A 21,002-nucleotide genomic window follows, 5' to 3' on the forward strand; every position below is an offset into this window, starting at 1 on the left:
CGACACTCATGCTATTTCAAGTTATTGTAATTCAATACATTGCATTGCCTTAAACCCTGTAACGGTTGACCTGCACTTATCTGAACCGCTTGTGCAATTCCATGACCACCAGTACCGACAGGGCAAGCAGCAACAAATCCAGCCAGTGTTGTGGCGACACCGGCTGTATCCGTAGCACGTCGCGCAGGCCGGGCGTGTACATTGCACCAATATGGATCAGCTGCGCTGCAACCGTTCCAACCAACAGAATCGGGTTGCGCAACGGGTTATGCCGGAAAACCGACCGCGTTTCGGAGCGACTGTTGAACACGTGAATATTCTCGAACAGCACCATCAGCAACAGCGTGCCGTTACGCGCTTCGTCAATATCAAGGCCACGCCCCAATAACCACTGGTAGACCGTAAAAGCCATACCGCCGATGACCAGCGCGGAAATCACAACACGTTCCACCATCAGGCGGTTGAACACCGCCTCGCGTGGCGGTCGTGGCGGCCGCCGCAACTCGTCACCCTCGCCCGGTTCAAACGCAAGCGCGACATCCTGGATACCGTTGGTCACCAGGTTGAGCCATAGCAATTGCACCGCAAGCAGCGGTAGCGGCTGGGCGGTAAACAGCGCCAGCGTAAACAACACCAGCTCGGCAGCACCGGTCGACACCAGCAGGAATATTACCTTGCGCACATTGGCGTAGGCGACGCGCCCTTCCTCGACACCGGCTACGATAGAAGCAAAATTATCGTCGGTAATAATCATATCCGCGCTTTCACGCGCGACGTCGGTGCCACTGAGGCCCATGGCGATTCCGACCTGCGCGGCATGCAGAGCCGGCGCATCATTGGCGCCGTCACCACTGACAGCAACAAAATGCCCCTGTCGCTGCAGCGAGTGCACAATATCCAGTTTCTGGCGTGGCTCGACGCGGGCAAAAACCCGCGCATCGCGTACCAGTCGGTCCACCGCCGTTTCATCTTCCGCCTGGCGCAATTGCGGGCCGGTCACCAGCTGCTCGTCGCGTTGCACCAGCTCAAGTTCACGGGCAATAGCCAGTGCCGTCTGTGGATGATCGCCGGTCACCATGGCCACCGCGATACCGGCCTGACGACAGGCTGCGACGGCGGCCCTGGCTTCAGGACGTAGCGGGTCAATCATTCCCACCAGGCCGAGCAAGGTCAGGTCATGCAGGTGTTCGCCGGAAAAGTGCTCACTACTGTCAACATTCACCTGACCATCGGCAATTGCCAGCACACGGAAGCCCTGTTCGGCCAGCGTTTGCGCGTGGCCTTCAAGCAGTGCCGTATCAACCGGTACATCGCCGCCGCCGGTTGCCATCTTCGAGCACATCGGCAGCACACGCTCCAGCGCACCCTTGACAGACACACGCGACTCGCCTTCAACCCGATTGAGGCTCGCTGCGTACATGCGGTCCGACTCGAAAGGAATGATGGCCAGTTCCGGAAAGGCGTTGAGCATCTCCTCGCGGTTAAAACCGGCCTTGTGCGCCAGCGACAGTAACGCCACATCAACCGCATCGCCGTGCCACGTCCAGCTGCCGTCGCGGTGTCCCAGGAAAGCCTCGCTGGCCAATACGGCTGCCTGGCACAGGCGTTCCAGCAGGGCTTCTTCCGCAGCGGTCGGTGCGCCACGCGGCGCCAGGATCATACCCTCCGGAATAACGCCCTCGCCAGTGACTTCCCACGGTTCCAGCCCGGGAAACAGGATGCGCCGGGCCGTCAGTTGATTCACCGTCAGGGTCCCGGTCTTGTCGGTGGCGACAAAGGTACAGGAACCCAGTGCTTCCACGGCAACCAGTCGACGGATAATGACATGACGCTTTGCCATACGGTGCATACCCGTTGCCAACGCCACCGTCAGCGCCACCGGCAGACCTTCTGGAATAGCCGATACCGCCAGTGCCACAGCCAGCAGGAAAACCTCGCTGTAGGACATGCCCTGCCATAACGCCACCACCGCCATGATGACAGCAGCCACACCGACAACAATGGCCACAAAGCGGGTGAAGCGTTCCATACGCACCACCAGCGGCGCTTTACCCAGCGCGTGCCCGAGTACGTCCGCCGCAATCTGGCCGAGCGCAGTGGCCAGCCCGGTTGAAACAACGACCCCGCGGCCACGGCCGCGCGACACCAGTGTGCCGGCAAAGGCCATATTACGGCGTTCGGCCAGTACCGCATCAACAGGCAACACCGGCGTGTGATCCTTGTGAACCGGCAGCGATTCACCTGTCAGCAGGGACTCATCCACCTCGAGATCGTTCGCGGCAAGCAGGCGCAGGTCAGCCGGCACGCGGTCACCGGATTCAAGTAACACGATATCCCCGGGCACCAGCCCGCTGGCATCGAATTCATAGGTATCACCGTCACGCAACACGCGGCAATGCGTCGCCACCAGCTCATTGAGCGCCGTGGCTGCGCGCTGGGCTGAATATTCCTGGACTGTTCCGATAACCGCATTGATCAGCAGTACCGCTGCGATAAAACCCGCATCCGTCACATGCTGGATGAGCAGGGAAAGAATTGCCGCTGCCAGCAGTACATATATCAGTGGGCTGTAAAACTGACGGACAAAAACCTGTAGCAGCCCGGGTGGCCGGGCTTTCGGGAGTTCGTTGGGGCCATGTACCTGCAGGCGTGCTGCAGCTTCAGCCAGGGCAAGACCATGCGGCGAGGTGTGCAGTGCTTCCAGCACTTCCCCGGTGGATTTGGCATGTGGCGCAGGCATGGGATCCATCATGATTATGCCTGTTGTATCGCAACCGGGCGGGCGATACAACGTTTAAGGAAGCTCTGATTAATCCGTCATACCGGCGAAGGCCGGTATCCCTCTCATTGAAACCACTGGATTCTGGCATACGCCAGAATGACGGGAAATGAACTAAATGACGGGATATAAACTAAATGACGGAATATGAATTAATCAGAGGTTCCTTAATCTCTTCAGTTCGATTTCTTTACAAATTTTGTCAGGATCACAATCTGCTGACCGCTGACCTTGCCTTCAATCTGTTCCGGGTTGTCCGCCACCAGCCGTATGCCACGGACAGCTGTGCCGCGCTTGGCAGTGAAATTCGCACCTTTGACATCCAGGTCCTTGACCAGCGTGACCGTATCGCCCGCCTCGAGCACGGCGCCATTGCTATCGACGTGCCTGACAGTATTCCCGTCATTCTCTTCCGTGAGACCGGACATTGCCCAGCCAAGCATATCTTCATCGAGATAAAGCATGTCGAGCAGATCCTGCGGCCACCCTTCTGCATGCAGGCGCGTAAGCATGCGCCACGCCATCACCTGTACAGCCGGCACCTGGCTCCACATGCTGTCGTTCAGGCAACGCCAGTGATCGGGATCGACCTTGTCCGGGTCTTCAATCTGCTCGCGGCAGGTTGCACAGACCAGGATGCACTTGTCTGCACTGTCGCCCGCGTCAGGCGGGACAGCATAAACACCGAGGTTATCGGTTGCCGCACATAGTTCACATGTTGATCCGCTACGTTCCTGTAGCGTCTGTTCAATACTCAATTTGTCCACCCGGTATGCCTGTCGATCCACTTCAAACTGATCCAGTACCAGAACGAAATCGGCAGCATCATTGCAAACCAGCTCCAGTCCTCGATCACGAACAGGTTCGCGACCCACTCATGGTCAGTGAAAATTCCGGCCCAGGGAATGGTGTAAACGGTAAACAATACACAAGCCCAGATCAGCAGCATGGCCCCTTTTCTTGTTGAAATACTCGAAAATGCGAGAAACACCCATATTGGCATCTTGTCTGTTTTTTCCATTCGATCTCTTCTGCCCCCCGGCTTCATGCTTGCTACCTGTAGCGTGCATTATACATGCCCCGGGGATATCACAAAAAGATCGAAATCGGGATTCGCATCAGACAGTTTACAACGCTGGGGGTATTGCCGGGGCTATCTCAGCCGGAGATCATGAAGAACGTTCTGAATTTGCCCTGGTGTGGATGTTGACGTGATCATTATTTTCTTCGCTCCAGGTATCGATCCACGGGGCTATCTTATCCGCTGGAACGGGGCGGCAAATATAATATCCTTGCGCATAGTTGCAACCCAGCACATCGAGGAGATCCAGTGCACCAGCAGTCTCAACACCTTCTGCCGTTACTTCCAGTCCCAGGTTATGCGCAAGATCGATGGTTGACCTGACAATGACAGCGTCATTGTCATCCTGCTCCATATCCATAACAAATGACTTGTCGATCTTCAGCTCGTCCACCGGAATTCTTTTCAGGTACGCCAGCGAAGAATAGCCGGTTCCGAAGTCATCGATGGATATTCCCACCCCCATCGAGTCAAGTGCACGGATCGTTTTTTGTGCTCTTTTTGTGTCCGACATTATGACGCTTTCAGTTATTTCAAGCTGTAATTGCCCCGGATGAATATGATGCTCCCCGAGTATCCTGTCCAGGCGTTTGATGAACTGCTCATCCTGGATATTAAGGGTTGACACATTAACGGCAACATCAACACTGATACCCTGATCCTGCCACTTTCGACAATCGAGGCAGGCCCGGTTAATCACCCAGTTCGTTAATTCGATAATGGAATCGCCGAGCTCGATAATGGGTATAAATTGATCGGGAGGCAACAAACCGTGTTCAGGGTGCTGCCAGCGGATCAGCGCCTCAAGACTCGATACTGTCCTGTCTGAAACACGTATTTTGGGCTGGTAGTGGAGAATTAACTCGTTTTCTTTTATAGCCCTGGGCAAGCCACTGATGAGAGACAGCCTTTTCTGGCTGTGTATATCATAACTGTCATCGTATAACGCAACACCCACCCCTGCCTTTTTGGCATGGTACATTGCAATATCTGCGTGTCGCATCAGTGTGCTGCTGTCAGTACCGTGCTCCGGGTACATTGCAATACCGACACTGGCATCGATCAGCAGCCGCAGGCCTTCCATTTCGAAGTGCTCCTGGATAACCTGCCTTGCTCTTTCAGCCACCTTTCTCGCCTTGTCCACGCTATCTGCATTTTTCAGAACAATCGCGAATTCATCACCACCAAGGCGCGCCAGCAATTCATCTTCATTCAGCACGCCCTGCAATCGTTTACTCAATTCCTTGAGCAATATGTCTCCGCATTTGTGGCCGAGCGAATCATTAATTTCCTTGAACCTGTCAAGATCGAGCAATAACAGCGCAAACGGTTTTCTGGTGGATTGATTGCATTTATCCAGAACACTTTCAAGCGTTTCAAACAACCGGACCCTGTTGGGCAAGCCGGTCAATTCATCGTGGTAGGCCTGGTAGTGCAGCTTATAACTTGTCTCGTCAAGGTTGGTGGCCATTTCATTAAACGAAGTTGACAGTGATGACAGTTCGGTATTCTCCGGGACATCAACACGAACCTCCCTGCCACCCTGCTTCAACTGGTCAATGGCACGCTCAAGCTCCTCCAGTGGACGCATCATCACCCTGGAAAAATAAACCACAGCAGCCACGGTTAAAACTGTCGCCAGGATAAAAGCCAGGATAAAACGGCTGATCAACCGATCCAGCGGGGCGAGTGCTTCATCAACCGGCTGTTCTACAACCAGCCACCACCGGTGCACAGGATCGAAATGACTGACACCCGCTACGACATCGCCGGAAATACTGGTATATATGCTCAACATACTGCTTTCAGCCTGACTGAACAGGGCAGCAGGGACTGTTGAAGTGGATAAATCCCTGCCTGATAACACCAGGCTCGGGTCCGGGTAGGCAACCAGCTGCAAGGCTTCATCAACCACATACACATAACCGCTTTTCCCTACCGATATGGACTGCACTGTATCCCACAGCCACTTCAGGTTAACAATGGCCAGCACCGCACCGATCCGTCCGTTTTCAGAGCGCATGGGGGTTGCAACACGTATTGCTGGCTCCAGATATTCGGTAAACATAACAGAGCCGATAGTTCGTTTACCCGACAAGGCACGCTGTACCACAGCGTCATCATTAAATACCCGCACCTCGTCTTTACCCAACCCGCTCATTCGGGAAACACGCTTTACTTCTTTTCCTTCACTGTCAATCAGGCTGACTTCCTCAACCTCGGGTCGACGATTTAAAAAAGCGTTCAACAAGATCACGGGCTGTACGGCTGAGCCAGTGGCTCCGCCGGCCAGAAGCTCGGAGATGACTTCAGACTCGATGAATACCGGCAGAAAAAATCTCCCTATTTCATTCGTCGTACTCAGGGCTATTTCGCGTAATTGCTCACTCCTGGATTTGAGTAGCTCGTCGCGTGAGCCGTTGTAGGTCAACGCCCCCCACAAGACGATAGAGAACAGCTCCAGGGCTACGACAAGGAGAATGATCTTGCTGGCAACACGCCGTGGCGTTTTAACGGGGATTCTCTTCATTTAGTGATTGAGATATATTCATTCACCTGGCTTCGTGCCACGTCATTCAGATCAATCTCCATATCCTTCCTGACATTTTCATTCATTGTATAAATAATTATCTTGGGTGTCTCAAACGGTATTTTTCCCGCTTCAACACCCTGCAGCACCTTGCCTGCAAGACGAGCGGCCTGCTTGCCCATATCATAAAAATTGGCCCCGTAACTGGCCAATGCCCCTTTCTCCGCCAGGGGCCGGGAGTGCGTCATTAGCGGGAGTTTCAAGCGATACACATTCGGTAAAATTATTTCAGTCAATGCGTTGTCGATGGGTGCTGTCGGTACGGTCAACATGGCGTCAACCTCACCCGGCTCAAGACGTTTCATCGTTTGTTTTATTTCATCCCGACTGGAAACCGCCCTGGCGTCCACGAATATACCACTCTTTTCGGCGACTTCTTTTGCTTTTTCAACACCGATTCGCGAAGGGGCGATAGACTTGTAATACAAAATCAGGATTTTCTTCATACCGGGCAACAGATCGCGCATAAGCTCAACACGCTTGCCTGACAACTCTGCGTTCAGGTTGTCCACACCTGTCACATCCCAGCCCGGGTCACTACGGCTTTTAACGAGACCTCTCTCGATGATCGAATTCACGTAGAGCACTACAACCGGTATCTTCGTACCGTCAACCATTTCCTTCATAGTGTCTGCTTCAAGCCCACCCGCCGCCACAAGCAGGTCAACCTTCTGATCGGCCAGTTCCTTGACAAGCACCTTCAATGCAGGTCTTTTGTTGCCGGCATTTCGGATTAAATAGCGTATTGAAAAATCTTCATCGTTGGCGAGCCGGGTTAACTCCTCCTGAAAGCCATTCACCTGCGGCTGTCGCGAATCCCCGAACAGCACAATGCCGACAGTCTTGATATCCGTGTCTTCAGGGCTCCCGCACCCCGCCAGAACCAGCGCAATCGAAACAATAAATACCGCCATGAGATCGGCCCGCAAGCGCTTATATAACCCAAGATATTTCATGGCGTTAGCCTGCCTGTGCAATTGTGTTACCTGCATAGTAGCACCCCACCCCGTCCTGCGTGCAAGTGGCCTTGAACTGACCCGAAAACAGTCCTGTTACCAGGACATTTCAGAACACCAGCGAGTACCCCAGCCCCACCACCGCACACGCGGCAATAACCGTCACCACTCCCACTTTGTAGCGGAACAACGCCACAAACGCTGCTGCACCGATCAGGGCGGAGAACCACTCGAAACGACCGTCGAACCCCTGCGGCCACAACACGTGATAGGCAAAGAACGCCGCCAGGTTGAGAACCACACCCACCACTGCGGCAGTGATGCCGGTTAATGGTCCAGTGAACTTCACATCACCGCGCGTCGCCTCGACCGCCGGGGCACCGATCAGGATAAACAGGAACGAAGGCAGAAAGGTAAACAGCGTGGCGACACTGGCGCCGGCGGCACCCGCCAGCGGCAGCAGGTCCGGGCCAAACAGCTCTCGGGTCCAGCCGCCGACATAACCCACAAACGCCACCACCATAATCAGCGGCCCGGGCGTGGTCTCACCCAGCGCCAGGCCGTCGATCATCTGCGCGCCGGTCAACCACTGGTAATGCTCGACACCGCCCTGGTAGACATAGGGCAATACCGCATAGGCACCGCCAAACGTCACCAGCGCCGCCTTGGTAAAGAACCAGCCCATCTGCGTGAGTGTGCCGTCCCAACCCCAGCGCGACGCCAACAGCGCCAGCACACCGGCACCGATCGACACACCAACCAGCCCGATCGCGATGCAGCGACCCCAGCTAAAGCGGGCGTGCGCCGGCACCGGGGTATCATTATCAATAATCGCCGGGCCGTAAGAATTCTTGCCATCGCCGTGATGCCCGCCCGTCCTGAACTTGTCCGGCGCAACCCGCGAACCGACCGCACCGATCAGGCCGGCCATCAGCACGATATAAGGAAAAGGCACATCAAAGGCGAAGATCGCGATAAACGCCAGCACCGCCAGTGCGCGCAGTACATTGTTCTTCAGCGCCCGCGAGCCAATGCGGTAAGCCGCAAACACCACAATCGCCGTCACCGCGGGCTTGATACCGTACAGAATCCCCTCCACCGCCGGCACATCGCCAAACGCCAGGTAGACCCACGTCAGCCCCATCAGAATGAACAGCGACGGCAGCACAAACAGCACGCCGGCGACAATGCCGCCCCACACCCCGTGCATCAGCCAGCCGATATAGGTCGCCAGTTGCTGCGCCTCCGGCCCCGGCAGCACCATGGTGTAGTTAAGCGCATGCAGGAAACGATGCTCGGAAATCCAGCGCCGCTTCTCGACCAGTTCCTGGTGCATCATGCTGATCTGGCCGGCAGGGCCACCGAAACTGATGAAGCCGAGTTTCAGCCAGTAGAAGAAGGCTTCAGCAAAAGAGACGGGCGGCGGTTGTTGTGTTGCATCGGGTGGAGCAGCTGGCACGCGCATGGCACCTTTATCGTTATTCACCGCGACCGAGTATACTCGAAGCCTGCATAACTAGCCTGCCCTGCTTTCACATCGTACAGGACGAATCGCATTGTCCGGTGTATCCTGTCCGCTGACGACTACGGGCACCCGCTAAACCGGTGAGGGTAATATGAACAAGAGTGACTTCAAAATCGGTGACGACAAGCCGCAGATCGAAATCAACAAGCCATCCGAGCTCAAGTTCTGGCAGCGGCCCGATTTCACGCTATGGCTGTATCTCATCTTCCTGCTGGTATCCTTCTACATGTGGCAGGGCTACCGCGAGGTGCGCCAGACAGAGATCCCCTACAGCGAGTTTCTCAAACATGTCGAAAATGGTGAGGTCGCCGAAGCCATCGTCACGGACAAGATCATTACCGGTACCCTGACAATCAAGGAACCGACCACCCTGGAACCGAAGCACTTTATCACCGTACCCTTGTGGAACACTGAACTGGCGAAAGACCTGGAGAAGCACGGCGTCACCTATAAAGTGCGCAGCAGCGACAACTGGTTGACCAACTTCTTCCTCAACTGGGTGCTGCCTTTCGGCGTGCTGTTTCTGCTCTGGGGCTGGATGGCCAAGCGCATGGGTGGCATGGGGCGAAGCTTCCTCAACATCGGCAACAAGGTACGCATTCATTCCGAGGATGACGTAAAGGTCACCTTCGACGACGTAGCCGGCGCCGAAGAAGCCAAGCAGGAACTGACCGAGACAATTGCCTTTCTCAAGGACCCGACACGCATACAACGCCTCGGCGGCCACATGCCCAAGGGCGTACTGTTGATGGGCCCGCCCGGCACCGGCAAGACCCTGCTGGCGCGCGCCGTGGCCGGCGAGGCCAAGGCACCCTTCTTCAGCATCAGCGGTTCGGAGTTCATTGAAATGTTCGTCGGCGTAGGCGCTGCACGGGTGCGTGACCTGTTCGAACAGGCGCGCCAGAAAGCCCCCTGTATCATCTTCATCGACGAACTGGATGCCATTGGCGGCGCCCGCGGCATGGGCCCGGCCATGGGCGGTCACGACGAGCGCGAACAGACACTCAACCAGCTACTCACCGAGATGGACGGCTTCGACCCCTCGGTCGGTGTGGTAGTGATGGCGGCCACCAATCGCCCGGAAATTCTCGACAAGGCACTCATGCGTGCCGGCCGTTTCGACCGCCAGATCGTGGTCGACAAGCCCGACCTGGAGGCGCGCGTCGCCATCCTCAAGGTCCATACCCGCGGCATGACACTGGCCGACGACGTCGACCTGCGGGTGGTAGCGCAGCGCACGCCCGGCTTTGTTGGTGCAGACCTCGCCAACATCGCCAATGAAGCCGCTATCCATGCCGTGCGCCTGGACCACCAGGCCATCACCATGGAAGACTTCGAGGCCGCCATCGACCGCGTCATCGCCGGCCCGGAAAAGAAACACCGCGGCCTCGGTGCCGAAGAGAAGGAACGCGTCGCCTTCCATGAGTCCGGCCACACCCTGGTGGCCGTCACGGTACCGACCGGAGAGCCGGTGCACAAGGTGTCCATCATCCCGCGCGGCGTGGCGGCGCTGGGCTACACCCTGCAGCTACCGGTGGAAGAGAAATTCCTGTCCACCGAAAGCGAACTCAAGGACCAGATCGCCATCCTGCTGGGTGGCAGAGTGGCAGAGGAGATCGTCTACGGCGACATTTCCAGCGGCGCCTCAAACGACCTGGAACGTGCCACCGAAATCGCCCGCTCCATGGTGACCCGGCTCGGCATGAGCGAAAAGCTGGGACCGCTTACCTTCGGCAAGCACCAGCAACTGATGTACCTGGGCATGGAACAGGAAGAACGCAACTACAGCGAAGAAACCGCACGCCAGATCGACGAGGAAGTCCGCACCCTGGTGGAAGAAGGCCACAGCCGCGCGCAGGAGATCCTCACCTCACACCGCAAGACCCTGGACACACTGGCGACGCATCTGCGCGAGAAGGAAGTCATGGATGGAGATGAGGTCATGCAGGTCATCCGGGAGACAGAAGGTGAAGGAAATGCACCGGTAGTGTGAACCTGTCAGTTATGTCCACTTCAGCGATATTTCATCCACCCTGCAGGCCTCAGACCCACGGCACTGTTTCATCGACCAGTTGCGCATCATGCAGCTTTGATGCCTTGAGTCCATTTTCCGGCGCCTGGATTACGACATAATAGAGATCGTCCTGTCCCGTATTCCACCATGCACGCTTGACGCCGGTGGCCACGCGCACCACGCTGCCCTCTTCTACCGGAAAGCGGTCATCACCGACCACCATCTCGCCTGCGCCACCGATAAAGACATAAACCTCTTCGTTGTCATTATGCGAGTGGTAAAAGTCGACCCCGGTATTCGGCGCATCCTTGTTGACCGACACCTCCATACCCGTCAGGCCGATGAGTTCACCGAGAAACGCTTTACCCACCAGCCTGATGGGCGCCCCTTCCGGCGCAAACACGTGCTGCTCCAGCGCGTTGAGCTTTCCAATATTTGCCGTGGAATAATGGTTCATGATGCATCTCCCTGATAATGAAAGATCTGGCTACTTATTGTAGCGTTCACTACATTATTGCCCGTCGCCAGACCTGTCAAGACTTTTTTGTAGTGAATGTTATAATTGCTATACGGTTTAAAAGCAGGTGACCCGATGGCCCGAACGAAGAATTTTGACGAAGACAAGGTACTGGAAGCCGCCATGCTGCTGTTCTGGGAAAAAGGCTACTCGGCAACATCCATGAAAGAACTCGAACAGGTCATGCAGCTCAACCCGACCAGCATCTACAACACCTTCGGCAGCAAGCGCGAACTGTTCCAGAAAGCCCTCAGGCTTTACATGAACAGCGCCCTGTCCGGCTTCATCGATGCAATAACAAATGCCAGGTCATTGCCGATCGCGCTGCAGAACGTGCTGAACGAAGTCATACGCCTGCACTACAACCCGGGGCATCCCGGAGGCTGTATGGTGATGCTTTCCATACTGGAAAACGAGCAACACGATGAAGAAACAAGGGCGATGCTGAACTCAGCCTTGCCCCTGTTGCGGGATACCCTCGTCAAACGCTTCAAACAGGCACAGGCTGCAGGCGAAATCAGTACTGAAATGGACAGCAAGGACTTTGGCAATCACGTAACCGCATTGATTTCCGGCATGATCACCATGGCCAAATCGGGCTTTTCAAAAAATGAGCTCAAGCACCTGATACAGAGTTCAAGCGATTGCCTGTTGCAGCAGTGTGGCATTTAAAACATAAGTTATACATCAACATTCAGTGATACTTACGGCAAGGCCACCCAGCGATGTTTCCTTATATTTATGCGACATTTCCAGTCCGGTTTGTTTCATCGCTTCAATACAGCTATCCAGCGGCATGAAATGATCACCACTTCCCCTGAGCGCCAGAGAGGTCGCTGTATACGCCTTGATAGCGCCAAAACCATTACGTTCTATACATGGCACCTGCACAAGACCATTAACAGGATCACACGTCATACCCAGGTGGTGCTCAAGGGCGATCTCTGCGGCATTTTCTACCTGTTGAGGCGTACCACCACGGGCAGAACACAGACCCGCAGCAGCCATCGCCGCCGCCGAGCCGACCTCACCCTGGCAACCCACTTCAGCGCCGGAAATCGAGCTTCGGTGTTTAATCAAACCTCCGATGGCACTGGCCGTAAGAAGAAACGCCCGCACCTGCTCAATAGTGCCTTGTTCATGGTTGACAAAATAATAGAGAACCGCAGGTATCACACCGGCTGCACCGTTTGTTGGTGCGGTGACCACCATTTGTCCCGCAGCATTTTCCTCATTCACAGCCATGGCATACGCGCATAGCCAATCATTGATATTGGCGCTATCGGGATTGCTTTTAATATCCTCGTACAGGTGTTTTGCGCGACGGGAAATACCCAGCCCACCGGGAAGAACCCCTTCAGCACTCAGCCCTTTCTCTATACACGCTTGCATGGCACCCCATATCTTGTCCATGCCCTCTAAAAGCAGATTTTCAGACAGATGTTCGAGTTCATTAAGCTGTTTCATCCGGGCAATTGAAAGACCACTGTCTTTCGCCATCTGTAACATTGAACTGGCCGAGTCAAAAGCATATTGGCATGAAGCAGAAGACTCCATTTTAAGGGGCGCCTGCAATTGACTGATTTCTTCCAGGGTATTGATAAATCCGCCACCAATGGAAAAATACGTTTTGGAATATAGTATCCCGCCGTCAGCATCCGTAAGGTCAAACACCATCCCGTTGGGATGCTCGGGCAAGGGATCGCCTTTATCAAAAACGATGTGTTCCTCAGGATCAAAACCAATGCAGGTATCGTTATCCAGGACAATACCGTTACTTTCCCGGACCTGTTTGAGCAGTTCAGTAACGTCTTTATCCGCAAGACTGTACGGTTGATAACCGTGCAACCCCAAAGCCACCGCGTGATCGGTAGAATGCCCTTTTCCGGTAAAAGCCAGTGACCCTTTCAGGGTGCACCGGATAAATACCCTTTCTGTGCCGGATTGAACAAGCTTTTGTTCATTTATACGACTAACGAAATCATAGGCCGCAACCATTGGACCGAGCGTATGGGAACTCGATGGGCCGATGCCGATTTTAAAAAGGTCCAGTACGCTGATAAACATAATCACAAATACCGTTATATACCAGGGAACCTCTGATTAATTCGTCATTGCGAGGAACGAAGTGACGCGGCAATCTCTAACAGACTGATTCCATTGCAGGAGATTGCCGCGCTTCGCTCGCAATGACGTGAACTCTGAATTAATCAGAGGCTCCCTGGATGAAAATCACTAACGTCAACCCACATTTTTTGCCGCGTCCTTGCTGAGTTGATTGTTGGAACGCAAACTCATACGTAAAACCATATAACCAATAATGCCAGATGCCAATGAACCTAAAATAATGCCGAGCCGTTCATCGAATGTCTGATTAACACCCGTTTCCTCGAATGCAAGTGACCCGATAAACAGACTCATTGTAAAACCAATGCCGCATAAGGCCGAAGTACCATACAGTGAACTCCAGGACATACCCATTGGCAACCTGGTCAGGTTAAGCTTGATCGCCAGCCAACAAAAACCGAAAACACCCGCCTGTTTTCCTGCGAATAAACCGAGCGCAATACCAAATGGAACGCTGTGGGCTATCTGTTCATATCCGACACCGGAAAGACTGATGCCGGCATTGGCGAAGGCAAATAGTGGCAATACAAAAAATGCAACAACAGCATGAAGGTCATGCTCCATTCTCTTCAAGGGCGAGTATGTAGTATTTGTTTTTGACTTCATCGGGATAAACATGGCCAGAATAACGCCAGCCAATGTTGCATGGACACCGGACTTCAACATGGCGGCCCACATAACAGCACCAACCACGATATACAGGCTTGTCGATTCGGGATTGCGCTTGTTCAACAAGGCAAGAACGGTTATACAAAAGGCCACAACAGCAAGCGACGTAAGCGATATCTTTGCCGTGTAAAAAACAGCGATGATGATAATCGCCCCGATATCATCAAAAATTGCCAATGAAGTGAGAAATATTTTAATACTGACAGGGACTCGTGAACCCATTAACGACAAGACGCCCAGTGCGAAAGCAATATCCGTTGCAGCCGGAATTGCCCAGCCTTTCATGGCCACGGGGTCTGCAAAATTGAAATACGTATAAATGAGCGCAGGAACCGCCATGCCACCAATTGCCCCGATACCGGGCAGAATGATATTGCGCTTATCCGAAAGTTCGCCCTCGATAAGCTCCCGCTTTAACTCCAGGCCGATCAGGAAAAAGAATATCGCCATTAACCCATCATTAACCCAGAGTAGTAAGGGTTTTGCGATAGCAAACGTGCCGACCTGAATCTCTACAGGCGTATTAAGAAATAAAGCATAATAAGATTGTAGCGGTGTATTGGCGAATACCAGGGCAAGCATAGCCGCGAACATAAGAATAATGCCGCCAGACGACTCAAGTCTGAAGAACCTGGTAATGAATAATTCTTGAGTATTGCTCATGATATCCTTCGCGCTCCAGAGATTTAGATCAGTAGTACATATTCAAGATTAACCCTGTGCGAATATTACATGCGTCCACTCTGACATTTCCAGCAGAAATCGAACGAGGCATCGTTAAGCTCACCGCAATGGGTACAGCGCCATTCTTTGGTGTTTTCCTGGTTAAAAGCCTTCTGTAGCAGCTTTTCCGCTCGTTCATAGTCGGCATCATTGGCCACCCAGAGCTCCGGCCAGGTATCGTGGGGTGACAGCTCGCCGATGCCGCCTGATACATACTCATTTTTCATGATGACTTCTATGCCCGAATTCTCGACAATGTTTTTGGCATTGCCAACCAGAATCGGATTCTCGTGCGTGTAGAGTAGTTTCACAGGCTAATAGTCAATGATGTCCAACGAGACAACACCCATTATTTTTCAGTGCCCATGCAGTTCACGACCTGCCGCCGCCATGGCGTCCTCACTGAGTTGATCGCCACTGGCGGCAATCAGGTTTGACAACAGTTGTTTGGTCTCGTCCCGGCTATTGATGCGCGGAAACGCCATGTCCGGAACCGGGACATCGAGAAACCGGCAAAGTGGCTCCCAACCTTCACTGACCTGGTAGACAAGGAGCCTGTCGGCCGCGATAGAAGCAACGATTTCTGCGCTGCGTCGGGTGAAGAAATCGACCATATACACGCTATCCTGCATACGATTCTGCATCCTGTCCCAAATGGTCTTTTGCACCATCTCCCCAAACGGAGAATTTTTTATGAACGCGGCAAACTCAACAGAATGAATCGTCTCGTTGGTTGAGTCAAACCATTTGTTCGCATCACGAACGGTCAGTATCACTTTCGCGTCCGGGTAATATGCCGCCAGCTCCTTCCAGTAGTTGCAGCCGGGATTATCAACGGTTGCGGAATAATCACTGAATATCCCGTCCCAATCCGCCTTACCTGCGGCCACATTGACCCAGTCCGCAGTACACTCAGGGTTTTTCAGCACTTCGCTCATGTGATAGCAACGACCAACACCCAGGGCTTCAAGCGCAACCTTCAGGGATGCCGTACCTGTCCGGCCCATGCCGGCCCCGATTACTTTTAACGCCATGGCTTTATCCTCCTGATGTCATTTCCAGAAAACACCCGCGACATTAACAACTGGCCTCTTAGACAGTATTTCCCTCAATGCATCATTAATCAGTGTTTGATAACCTCGACCAAGCTTATCCCCCTTCTCACGGAATGCCTCTTGAATATGCAGATGCGATATTATCTATTCTTAATCTCCTGGTTGGCACATAACAGTGGTACTAACGAGCCCCCGTGTCTTGTTATACATTTTTATGCATGACTGTATATGACTGGCATTTTTCCCTTCCATTCATCCCATAGCTCTGAATTTATAGCTAACTCAGACATGAAATCAGCAACATTGATACGACTGATTGAGCCAGCATCAAATATCGCATTTCTAATGGGAGATGTGTATATATCGTATTGACTGATTTGATCTTCATTTACAAGAGCATCGGGGCGAACCGCTGCCCACTCAATACTATTGTTGTTTTGTCCAATTTCAAGGCGAAGAAAATCAGCAGCATTCTCATTATCTACATGAGGAGGAAGCAAGAAACGCAAAATAGAAATAACAAACCTTTGGGAAAATGGAGGCTTTTCAGGAATGTCGCGATTGCTATTGCCTGTTGTATTCATGAGAACTATTTTCATTTTGTTATTAGCGTGAACTGTCTCAGCAGTTTTGGTGATTTTTTTAACAGCATTAGTCACAAGACGTCTGGGATGACCAAACATGCCTTTGAAAGTTAAATTATGTCCCAGACAACATAGAACTGCTTCACAGTCTCTAACATACTGAGCAAGGTCACTTTCAGGTATTTCGGATATATCTGCTTCAACTATTTGCAGGCCTGGATGAGGGCCAACTATGTTTGTTAGTGAACTTGCATTACGAACAATGGCAATTATCTCAACACCCTTCTTAAGCAGTATTTCTACAAGTAATCGACCCGTAGCACCACTTGCACCTAAAATTAACATTTTCTTCATTTTGTCACTCGGACTTTATTAAGATGCATAACGATTAAGGCCAGTGGCGGCGAAGCCGTCCACCTGGGCCGTCTTGTTATCTGGCTGTACCAGATCAAACGATACCAATCTGTTGCAGCATGCCCATTTGGTCCCATTGCTCCCATCGTTCGATTACCTGCTCCCCTACCACTCGATCAAAAATCAATCCTTCAAACCGCGCCCGATTGCCCGTAGGCTGAGAATCCCCGAGAGGACCTGTGTGCGTTCCAACAGCCGACCATCGTGTCGCGACTTTGTCACCCGAGATAATTTGGTCTTCTACAGTCAGCTGTAAATCCGGGAACGCCGTCAATAAACCACCGACCAAATCTTTAAATGCAGCAACCGAAAGGTCTGGCTCCGGCGCTCCCGCCATATGGATAACACAGTTTGGTGAAAAGGCCTCATCTGCGACCGAAACATCTCCACGATTCAGACCATCAATCCATAGTTTTTCGTACTTTGTCACTTCCATATCTATTTCCTCGCTTGTCATTTATAGATAACGGGCTAACGGCATGCACCCCGGCGGCACCGCGAGGTTTGCGGCGTCCGAGCCCCGCAGGGGCGGACCGGGTGCATTTGCTATGCATTTATATCTGACCAAACCGCAAACTCATTGCCACTTGGCTCTGTGAAGTGAAAGCGACGACCACCTGGAAATGACCACCCGAATACCTGTTTAAAGAAGTCCTTTGTAAATTCGATATCGCTCGAAGGGAATTCAACGTAATTTATTTTCTCATGCTCATTCATCGCCTAATTTCTCTATTTATGCATAACGTCCAAAATTGGTGGTACCAATGGTGTTATCAAGGCGGACCTCTCGAAATATGCGCTGCAAACCCATCTCTCGCCTCTCGGGAAAGAGGCGCCAGTTCGTCAGATGGTGCACGCTCAATGCTTATGCCCATTGCTGTAGCAACTGAGGAGACATTATCCGCCTTACGCTCAGAATCAATGAATAGCTGTTGTGGTCGTGAGCCGGCCTGCGCCTCCGCTGCAGCCAACAACTTTCTTGATTGAAACTCTGACATCTCCGATTCGGTCACTCGAACCATCTCCATGCCGAAAATCATGCCTGTTGAAAGCTCCATGATTGCCAATGCGTTAAAATCACCATCTTGCGTGGTTTGTACCGGGACATCATTGAGTTGAAGCAGCAGCCATGCTTCGTTGTTCGTGAACTGTGCAGGATCGATTGGCAACATGAGCTCCAGGTTTATGAAACCTAGCATTGTATATCTGGAAAAATGCCGTGTTACAACACGTAAAATCTCCCTATATCCCGCACCACCTCACCTGGCACGCCCCTTAATATTTGAAGAGAACCTACGCTTTTACTACATTATTTTCAAGCGGTTGAACGATTGATGCTGGAAACCACCAGAGTTAGTCCTGATTGAGGCCGAGTTCCATTTGCTTCTTTTTGGTTAGCCCCAGGGAAACAAGACGGTGAGATGCTGTCAGGTAGTACACGAGTTCATCATCTTCCGTACCAGGTGCATCATAGTGTTGTATCCACTTCATTCCACGAGAAGCGAAGTAAGGTGCCGGCCGATAACCGGGCTCGTCGCTCAAATAATGAAAATTGAGTTCGGACGTTTTAAAGATCACCAAGGCACATCATGGCCGTTTGAATTGCTTTCTGGCATTCGCCACTTTGGTTCTGCTCACACAACCTTTTGCATGGTCATTAACCAGCCCCATCGCCTGCATAAAGGCATAAACCGTGGTTGGGCCGACAAACTTCCAGCCCTTTTTCTTTAAATCCTTCGATAGCGCCACGGATTCTTCGCAGGTAGAGACAGTTTGCGGTTCAGCAAGCTTTTTCCTGTCGGGTTCATAACGCCAGAAGTAAGCGGCTAATGAACCTTCCTGTTTGATCAGCTCTTTTGCGCATTTTGCATTATTGATCGCCGCCTCGATTTTACCCCGATGACGAACAATCCCTGCATCCTTAAGCAATCTGTCGATGTCTTTCTGTGTAAAACGCGCCATTTCATCGAAGTCAAAGTTGCGAAATGCGGCCCGAAAGTTCTCGCGCTTGGCAAGGATGGTTCGCCAACTTAACCCGGATTGGAAGCTTTCCAGACACAGCTTTTCAAACAGGTGATAATCGTCGTCTACCGGGTAGCCCCATTCCTCGTCGTGATAGTCAATGTATTCCGGCGTCGCACTGCACCAGCTGCAACGCGGTTTACCATCGGGGCCTTTTATGAGATTGCTCATTTAATCAATTGTGACATGAAACCGGTAAGTGGGCCTTCCTGCTCAGCCTGCCTTTTTAAGCTCTTCACGAAGGATTCGCCTCAGGGTCCTGGCATCCACGGCAGAACCCTTCTTCGACAGTATTTCCCTCAAGGCATCATTGATCAGCGTTTGATAACCTCGACCAAGCTTATCCCCCTTCTCACGGAACGCCTCGATGATATCGTCGTCCAGGTAGATGGTAATACGAGTTTTACCCGTGTTTTTTACAACGGGTCCTCGTTTGCCTTTACTAAAGTCGTATTCCTTTTTCATAACTTTTTCACTCTGGCTTCATTGCAGCGCGCGCAGAAATAATCCGTATTAAACTGCCGCGATATGTGTAAACAACAACCACGATTCTGCCCAGGGCATCCATTCCAATCAGGACGAACCGCGCTTCACTCGATACCCCGGGATCGGGCATAGTGATGGCGTACTGATCGTAGAAAGCGGGTTCTACGTCAGAGAAGCGGATTCCATGCTTCGTGAAATTTGACCGCGCTTTCGCAGGGTCCCATTCAAGGTCCATAAATAAATAGTATGCATACTATATGTATATAGCCAAGCTCTCTATCCTGGCAATACTATCTCTATGGGTTCCAGACCGAGCTCACGAAGCATTTCACCGGGATGTGGCGGGTTATGCACCTTCATCACGACTCATCATGGTCAATATGAATATCGTTCGGAAACGGCTTGCCTTTGCCGGTTTCGATGGCATCTTTCAGGCTAAGCAGGAATACAGCCCACTTGGTACTACAGTGCCCCATGAACTCCGATTGTTCTTTCCACCCCGAATGCAAAAATAACACCCAGGTCTGGTTACCCTCACGACTCAGCTGAAACGACACTTCAGTGCCCATCCATGCGCCAGGCATCTCACCCGCGTGTTTCCACCGCACGAGCGCGTCAGTTTGTAACTCTATGACCTCAAAATCGGGGCCCATACCCTCAAAACGAAATTCGATAACAGACCCGACATCGCCTGCGCCGGAAGTGTCCGTTGTCCACCATTTGGACAGGCCTTCGTTTGTTGTTAATAATTCGAATACTTTACCGGGGGGACAGTTGATCCCGATTCTGTGGATGATGTTTGGCATAGCCTGAATAGCCTCCCGGGGAGTCAACCAAACCGCAGGAACTCCCGCACGTACAAACTAATGCTGCTTTTCTTCAATCGGCATTGCATCCAGCGGGGCGACGAACCCTATATAAAGAATACAATCATCGCCTTTCCTGCAATACGCCTTATGAGGCAATTTTGCCGGCCCGTACGCGAAATCACCTTTGTTTATAACAGCCGTTTCATGATTATCATACGTGACTTCGAGTTCGCCCGAAACCAGGACCATGCGTTCCTGTGACGTATGCGTGTGGTATGGAATACTGAAATCACCAGGCACCTTAAAGTAAATATCAACATTGTTTTGTGCGGGATCGCCTTGTAATACCGCAATCTCGCATCCTTCCGGTATAAAGGCAGGACATGGACCCCATTGCAGCGCCGGGGCATCTGCCGAGATAACCAATGCCTGGTCCGATGCAGACAAGTTTGTGGAAACTGCCAACAGCAGAGCGCCTGTTATTAATGTTTTTTTCATTCCGATTCTCCTGTTACGTTTCATTATTAAACTTTTCTCGGTCAATGCCCCAACCAATAAGATAACCTATACCTCCAGATATAAGGACATAAATTGGTATAAAAATAAAAATTAGCCCGGCTGTGGATGATCCTGTTCTCGACTCACCCCAAT

At 52.3% G+C, this 21,002-nt stretch carries 21 protein-coding genes; 2 read left to right on the top strand and 19 right to left on the bottom strand.

Going from position 1 to position 21,002, the window contains the following annotated elements; all coding sequences use genetic code 11:
* Nucleotides 1-76 precede the first annotated feature (76 nt).
* The 6 genes from DFR30_RS08940 to chrA all read right to left on the bottom strand — a co-directional run bounded on the left by DFR30_RS08940 (nucleotide 77) and on the right by chrA (nucleotide 8,871).
* On the bottom strand, nucleotides 77-2,752 hold the full coding sequence (locus DFR30_RS08940; protein WP_132972441.1) for a cation-translocating P-type ATPase: 2,676 nt from the start codon (nucleotides 2,750-2,752) through the stop codon (nucleotides 77-79).
* Between the two features lie 203 nt (nucleotides 2,753-2,955).
* Nucleotides 2,956-3,537, bottom strand: coding sequence for a PhnA domain-containing protein (locus tag DFR30_RS14570; RefSeq protein ID WP_132972443.1), 582 nt, complete (start codon nucleotides 3,535-3,537; stop codon nucleotides 2,956-2,958).
* Nucleotides 3,534-3,800, bottom strand: a complete 267-nt coding sequence (locus DFR30_RS08950; protein ID WP_132972445.1) for a hypothetical protein — start codon at nucleotides 3,798-3,800, stop codon at nucleotides 3,534-3,536. Before DFR30_RS08950 ends, DFR30_RS14570 begins: the two co-directional genes overlap by 4 nt.
* Nucleotides 3,801-3,948: 148 nt before the next feature.
* Nucleotides 3,949-6,390 carry a bifunctional diguanylate cyclase/phosphodiesterase gene (locus DFR30_RS08955; RefSeq protein ID WP_132972447.1) on the bottom strand — a complete coding sequence of 814 codons (2,442 nt, stop codon included), beginning with the start codon at nucleotides 6,388-6,390 and terminating at the stop codon, nucleotides 3,949-3,951.
* Nucleotides 6,387-7,406, bottom strand: a complete 1,020-nt coding sequence (locus DFR30_RS08960; RefSeq protein ID WP_207891858.1) for an ABC transporter substrate-binding protein — start codon at nucleotides 7,404-7,406, stop codon at nucleotides 6,387-6,389. Before DFR30_RS08960 ends, DFR30_RS08955 begins: the two co-directional genes overlap by 4 nt.
* Before the next feature lie 109 nt (nucleotides 7,407-7,515).
* Entirely contained in the window at nucleotides 7,516-8,871 is a 1,356-nt protein-coding gene (gene chrA, locus DFR30_RS08965; protein WP_132974438.1) for a chromate efflux transporter, read from the bottom strand.
* A 151-nt stretch (nucleotides 8,872-9,022) separates the two neighbouring features.
* On the opposite strand from chrA, the gene ftsH reads away from it, so the two are divergent.
* Nucleotides 9,023-10,924: an ATP-dependent zinc metalloprotease FtsH gene (gene ftsH, locus DFR30_RS08970; protein WP_132972451.1), complete on the top strand. Its 1,902-nt coding sequence runs from the start codon at nucleotides 9,023-9,025 to the stop codon at nucleotides 10,922-10,924.
* 49 nt (nucleotides 10,925-10,973) lie between these two features.
* On the opposite strand, the gene DFR30_RS08975 is transcribed toward ftsH, so the two are convergent.
* Nucleotides 10,974-11,402 carry a cupin domain-containing protein gene (locus DFR30_RS08975; RefSeq protein ID WP_132972453.1) on the bottom strand — a complete coding sequence of 143 codons (429 nt, stop codon included), beginning with the start codon at nucleotides 11,400-11,402 and terminating at the stop codon, nucleotides 10,974-10,976.
* 135 nt (nucleotides 11,403-11,537) lie between these two features.
* On the opposite strand from DFR30_RS08975, the gene DFR30_RS08980 reads away from it, so the two are divergent.
* Entirely contained in the window at nucleotides 11,538-12,134 is a 597-nt protein-coding gene (locus DFR30_RS08980; RefSeq protein ID WP_132972455.1) for a TetR/AcrR family transcriptional regulator, read from the top strand.
* 15 nt (nucleotides 12,135-12,149) lie between these two features.
* On the opposite strand, the gene DFR30_RS08985 is transcribed toward DFR30_RS08980, so the two are convergent.
* From DFR30_RS08985 to DFR30_RS09050, 12 genes are all read right to left on the bottom strand, one after another.
* Nucleotides 12,150-13,529: an L-serine ammonia-lyase gene (locus tag DFR30_RS08985; RefSeq protein ID WP_132972457.1), complete on the bottom strand. Its 1,380-nt coding sequence runs from the start codon at nucleotides 13,527-13,529 to the stop codon at nucleotides 12,150-12,152.
* A gap of 174 nt (nucleotides 13,530-13,703) precedes the next feature.
* Nucleotides 13,704-14,921: a Na+/H+ antiporter NhaA gene (gene nhaA / locus DFR30_RS08990; RefSeq protein ID WP_132972459.1), complete on the bottom strand. Its 1,218-nt coding sequence runs from the start codon at nucleotides 14,919-14,921 to the stop codon at nucleotides 13,704-13,706.
* Between the two features lie 65 nt (nucleotides 14,922-14,986).
* The gene (locus DFR30_RS08995) at nucleotides 14,987-15,292 is read right to left on the bottom strand and encodes a putative signal transducing protein (RefSeq protein ID WP_132972461.1); all 306 of its coding nucleotides are present in this window, start codon (nucleotides 15,290-15,292) and stop codon (nucleotides 14,987-14,989) included.
* Nucleotides 15,293-15,337: 45 nt separating this feature from the next.
* Nucleotides 15,338-16,015 (bottom strand): sulfotransferase family protein, encoded by a 678-nt coding sequence (locus DFR30_RS09000; protein WP_165869153.1) that lies wholly within the window; start codon nucleotides 16,013-16,015, stop codon nucleotides 15,338-15,340.
* Between the two features lie 233 nt (nucleotides 16,016-16,248).
* Complete coding sequence (locus DFR30_RS09010; protein WP_132972463.1) at nucleotides 16,249-16,974, bottom strand: NAD(P)-dependent oxidoreductase; 726 nt, start codon at nucleotides 16,972-16,974, stop codon at nucleotides 16,249-16,251.
* 94 nt (nucleotides 16,975-17,068) lie between these two features.
* Nucleotides 17,069-17,470 (bottom strand): ester cyclase, encoded by a 402-nt coding sequence (locus DFR30_RS09015; protein WP_207891859.1) that lies wholly within the window; start codon nucleotides 17,468-17,470, stop codon nucleotides 17,069-17,071.
* Nucleotides 17,471-17,807: 337 nt separating this feature from the next.
* Nucleotides 17,808-18,206, bottom strand: coding sequence for a DUF6930 domain-containing protein (locus DFR30_RS09020; RefSeq protein ID WP_132972465.1), 399 nt, complete (start codon nucleotides 18,204-18,206; stop codon nucleotides 17,808-17,810).
* Between the two features lie 415 nt (nucleotides 18,207-18,621).
* Nucleotides 18,622-19,227, bottom strand: a complete 606-nt coding sequence (locus DFR30_RS09030; protein ID WP_132972467.1) for a DNA-3-methyladenine glycosylase I — start codon at nucleotides 19,225-19,227, stop codon at nucleotides 18,622-18,624.
* Between the two features lie 42 nt (nucleotides 19,228-19,269).
* On the bottom strand, nucleotides 19,270-19,521 hold the full coding sequence (locus DFR30_RS09035) for a BrnA antitoxin family protein (RefSeq protein WP_132972469.1): 252 nt from the start codon (nucleotides 19,519-19,521) through the stop codon (nucleotides 19,270-19,272).
* Nucleotides 19,522-19,528: 7 nt separating this feature from the next.
* Nucleotides 19,529-19,777: a BrnT family toxin gene (locus tag DFR30_RS09040; RefSeq protein WP_132972471.1), complete on the bottom strand. Its 249-nt coding sequence runs from the start codon at nucleotides 19,775-19,777 to the stop codon at nucleotides 19,529-19,531.
* A 124-nt stretch (nucleotides 19,778-19,901) separates the two neighbouring features.
* Entirely contained in the window at nucleotides 19,902-20,348 is a 447-nt protein-coding gene (locus tag DFR30_RS09045) for an SRPBCC family protein (RefSeq protein ID WP_132972473.1), read from the bottom strand.
* 57 nt (nucleotides 20,349-20,405) lie between these two features.
* On the bottom strand, nucleotides 20,406-20,849 hold the full coding sequence (locus DFR30_RS09050; protein ID WP_243640714.1) for a cupin domain-containing protein: 444 nt from the start codon (nucleotides 20,847-20,849) through the stop codon (nucleotides 20,406-20,408).
* Nucleotides 20,850-21,002 lie beyond the last annotated feature (153 nt).

It is taken from the genome of Thiogranum longum (assembly GCF_004339085.1).
GTDB classification, from domain to species: Bacteria; Pseudomonadota; Gammaproteobacteria; order DSM-19610; family DSM-19610; genus Thiogranum; species Thiogranum longum.

Coding starts and splice junctions, on each gene's coding strand:
- DFR30_RS08940 (WP_132972441.1), bottom strand. CDS start 2,752: ATGATGGATCCCATGCCTGCGCCACATGCCAAATCCACCGGGGAAGTG.
- DFR30_RS08950 (WP_132972445.1), bottom strand. CDS start 3,800: ATGGAAAAAACAGACAAGATGCCAATATGGGTGTTTCTCGCATTTTCG.
- DFR30_RS08955 (WP_132972447.1), bottom strand. CDS start 6,390: ATGAAGAGAATCCCCGTTAAAACGCCACGGCGTGTTGCCAGCAAGATC.
- DFR30_RS08960 (WP_207891858.1), bottom strand. CDS start 7,406: ATGAAATATCTTGGGTTATATAAGCGCTTGCGGGCCGATCTCATGGCG.
- chrA (WP_132974438.1), bottom strand. CDS start 8,871: ATGCGCGTGCCAGCTGCTCCACCCGATGCAACACAACAACCGCCGCCC.
- ftsH (WP_132972451.1), top strand. CDS start 9,023: ATGAACAAGAGTGACTTCAAAATCGGTGACGACAAGCCGCAGATCGAA.
- DFR30_RS08975 (WP_132972453.1), bottom strand. CDS start 11,402: ATGAACCATTATTCCACGGCAAATATTGGAAAGCTCAACGCGCTGGAG.
- DFR30_RS08980 (WP_132972455.1), top strand. CDS start 11,538: ATGGCCCGAACGAAGAATTTTGACGAAGACAAGGTACTGGAAGCCGCC.
- DFR30_RS08985 (WP_132972457.1), bottom strand. CDS start 13,529: ATGTTTATCAGCGTACTGGACCTTTTTAAAATCGGCATCGGCCCATCG.
- nhaA (WP_132972459.1), bottom strand. CDS start 14,921: ATGAGCAATACTCAAGAATTATTCATTACCAGGTTCTTCAGACTTGAG.
- DFR30_RS09000 (WP_165869153.1), bottom strand. CDS start 16,015: ATGGCGTTAAAAGTAATCGGGGCCGGCATGGGCCGGACAGGTACGGCA.
- DFR30_RS09010 (WP_132972463.1), bottom strand. CDS start 16,974: ATGAAGAAAATGTTAATTTTAGGTGCAAGTGGTGCTACGGGTCGATTA.
- DFR30_RS09015 (WP_207891859.1), bottom strand. CDS start 17,470: ATGGAAGTGACAAAGTACGAAAAACTATGGATTGATGGTCTGAATCGT.
- DFR30_RS09020 (WP_132972465.1), bottom strand. CDS start 18,206: ATGTTGCCAATCGATCCTGCACAGTTCACGAACAACGAAGCATGGCTG.
- DFR30_RS09030 (WP_132972467.1), bottom strand. CDS start 19,227: ATGAGCAATCTCATAAAAGGCCCCGATGGTAAACCGCGTTGCAGCTGG.
- DFR30_RS09035 (WP_132972469.1), bottom strand. CDS start 19,521: ATGAAAAAGGAATACGACTTTAGTAAAGGCAAACGAGGACCCGTTGTA.
- DFR30_RS09040 (WP_132972471.1), bottom strand. CDS start 19,777: ATGGACCTTGAATGGGACCCTGCGAAAGCGCGGTCAAATTTCACGAAG.
- DFR30_RS09045 (WP_132972473.1), bottom strand. CDS start 20,348: ATGCCAAACATCATCCACAGAATCGGGATCAACTGTCCCCCCGGTAAA.
- DFR30_RS09050 (WP_243640714.1), bottom strand. CDS start 20,849: ATGAAAAAAACATTAATAACAGGCGCTCTGCTGTTGGCAGTTTCCACA.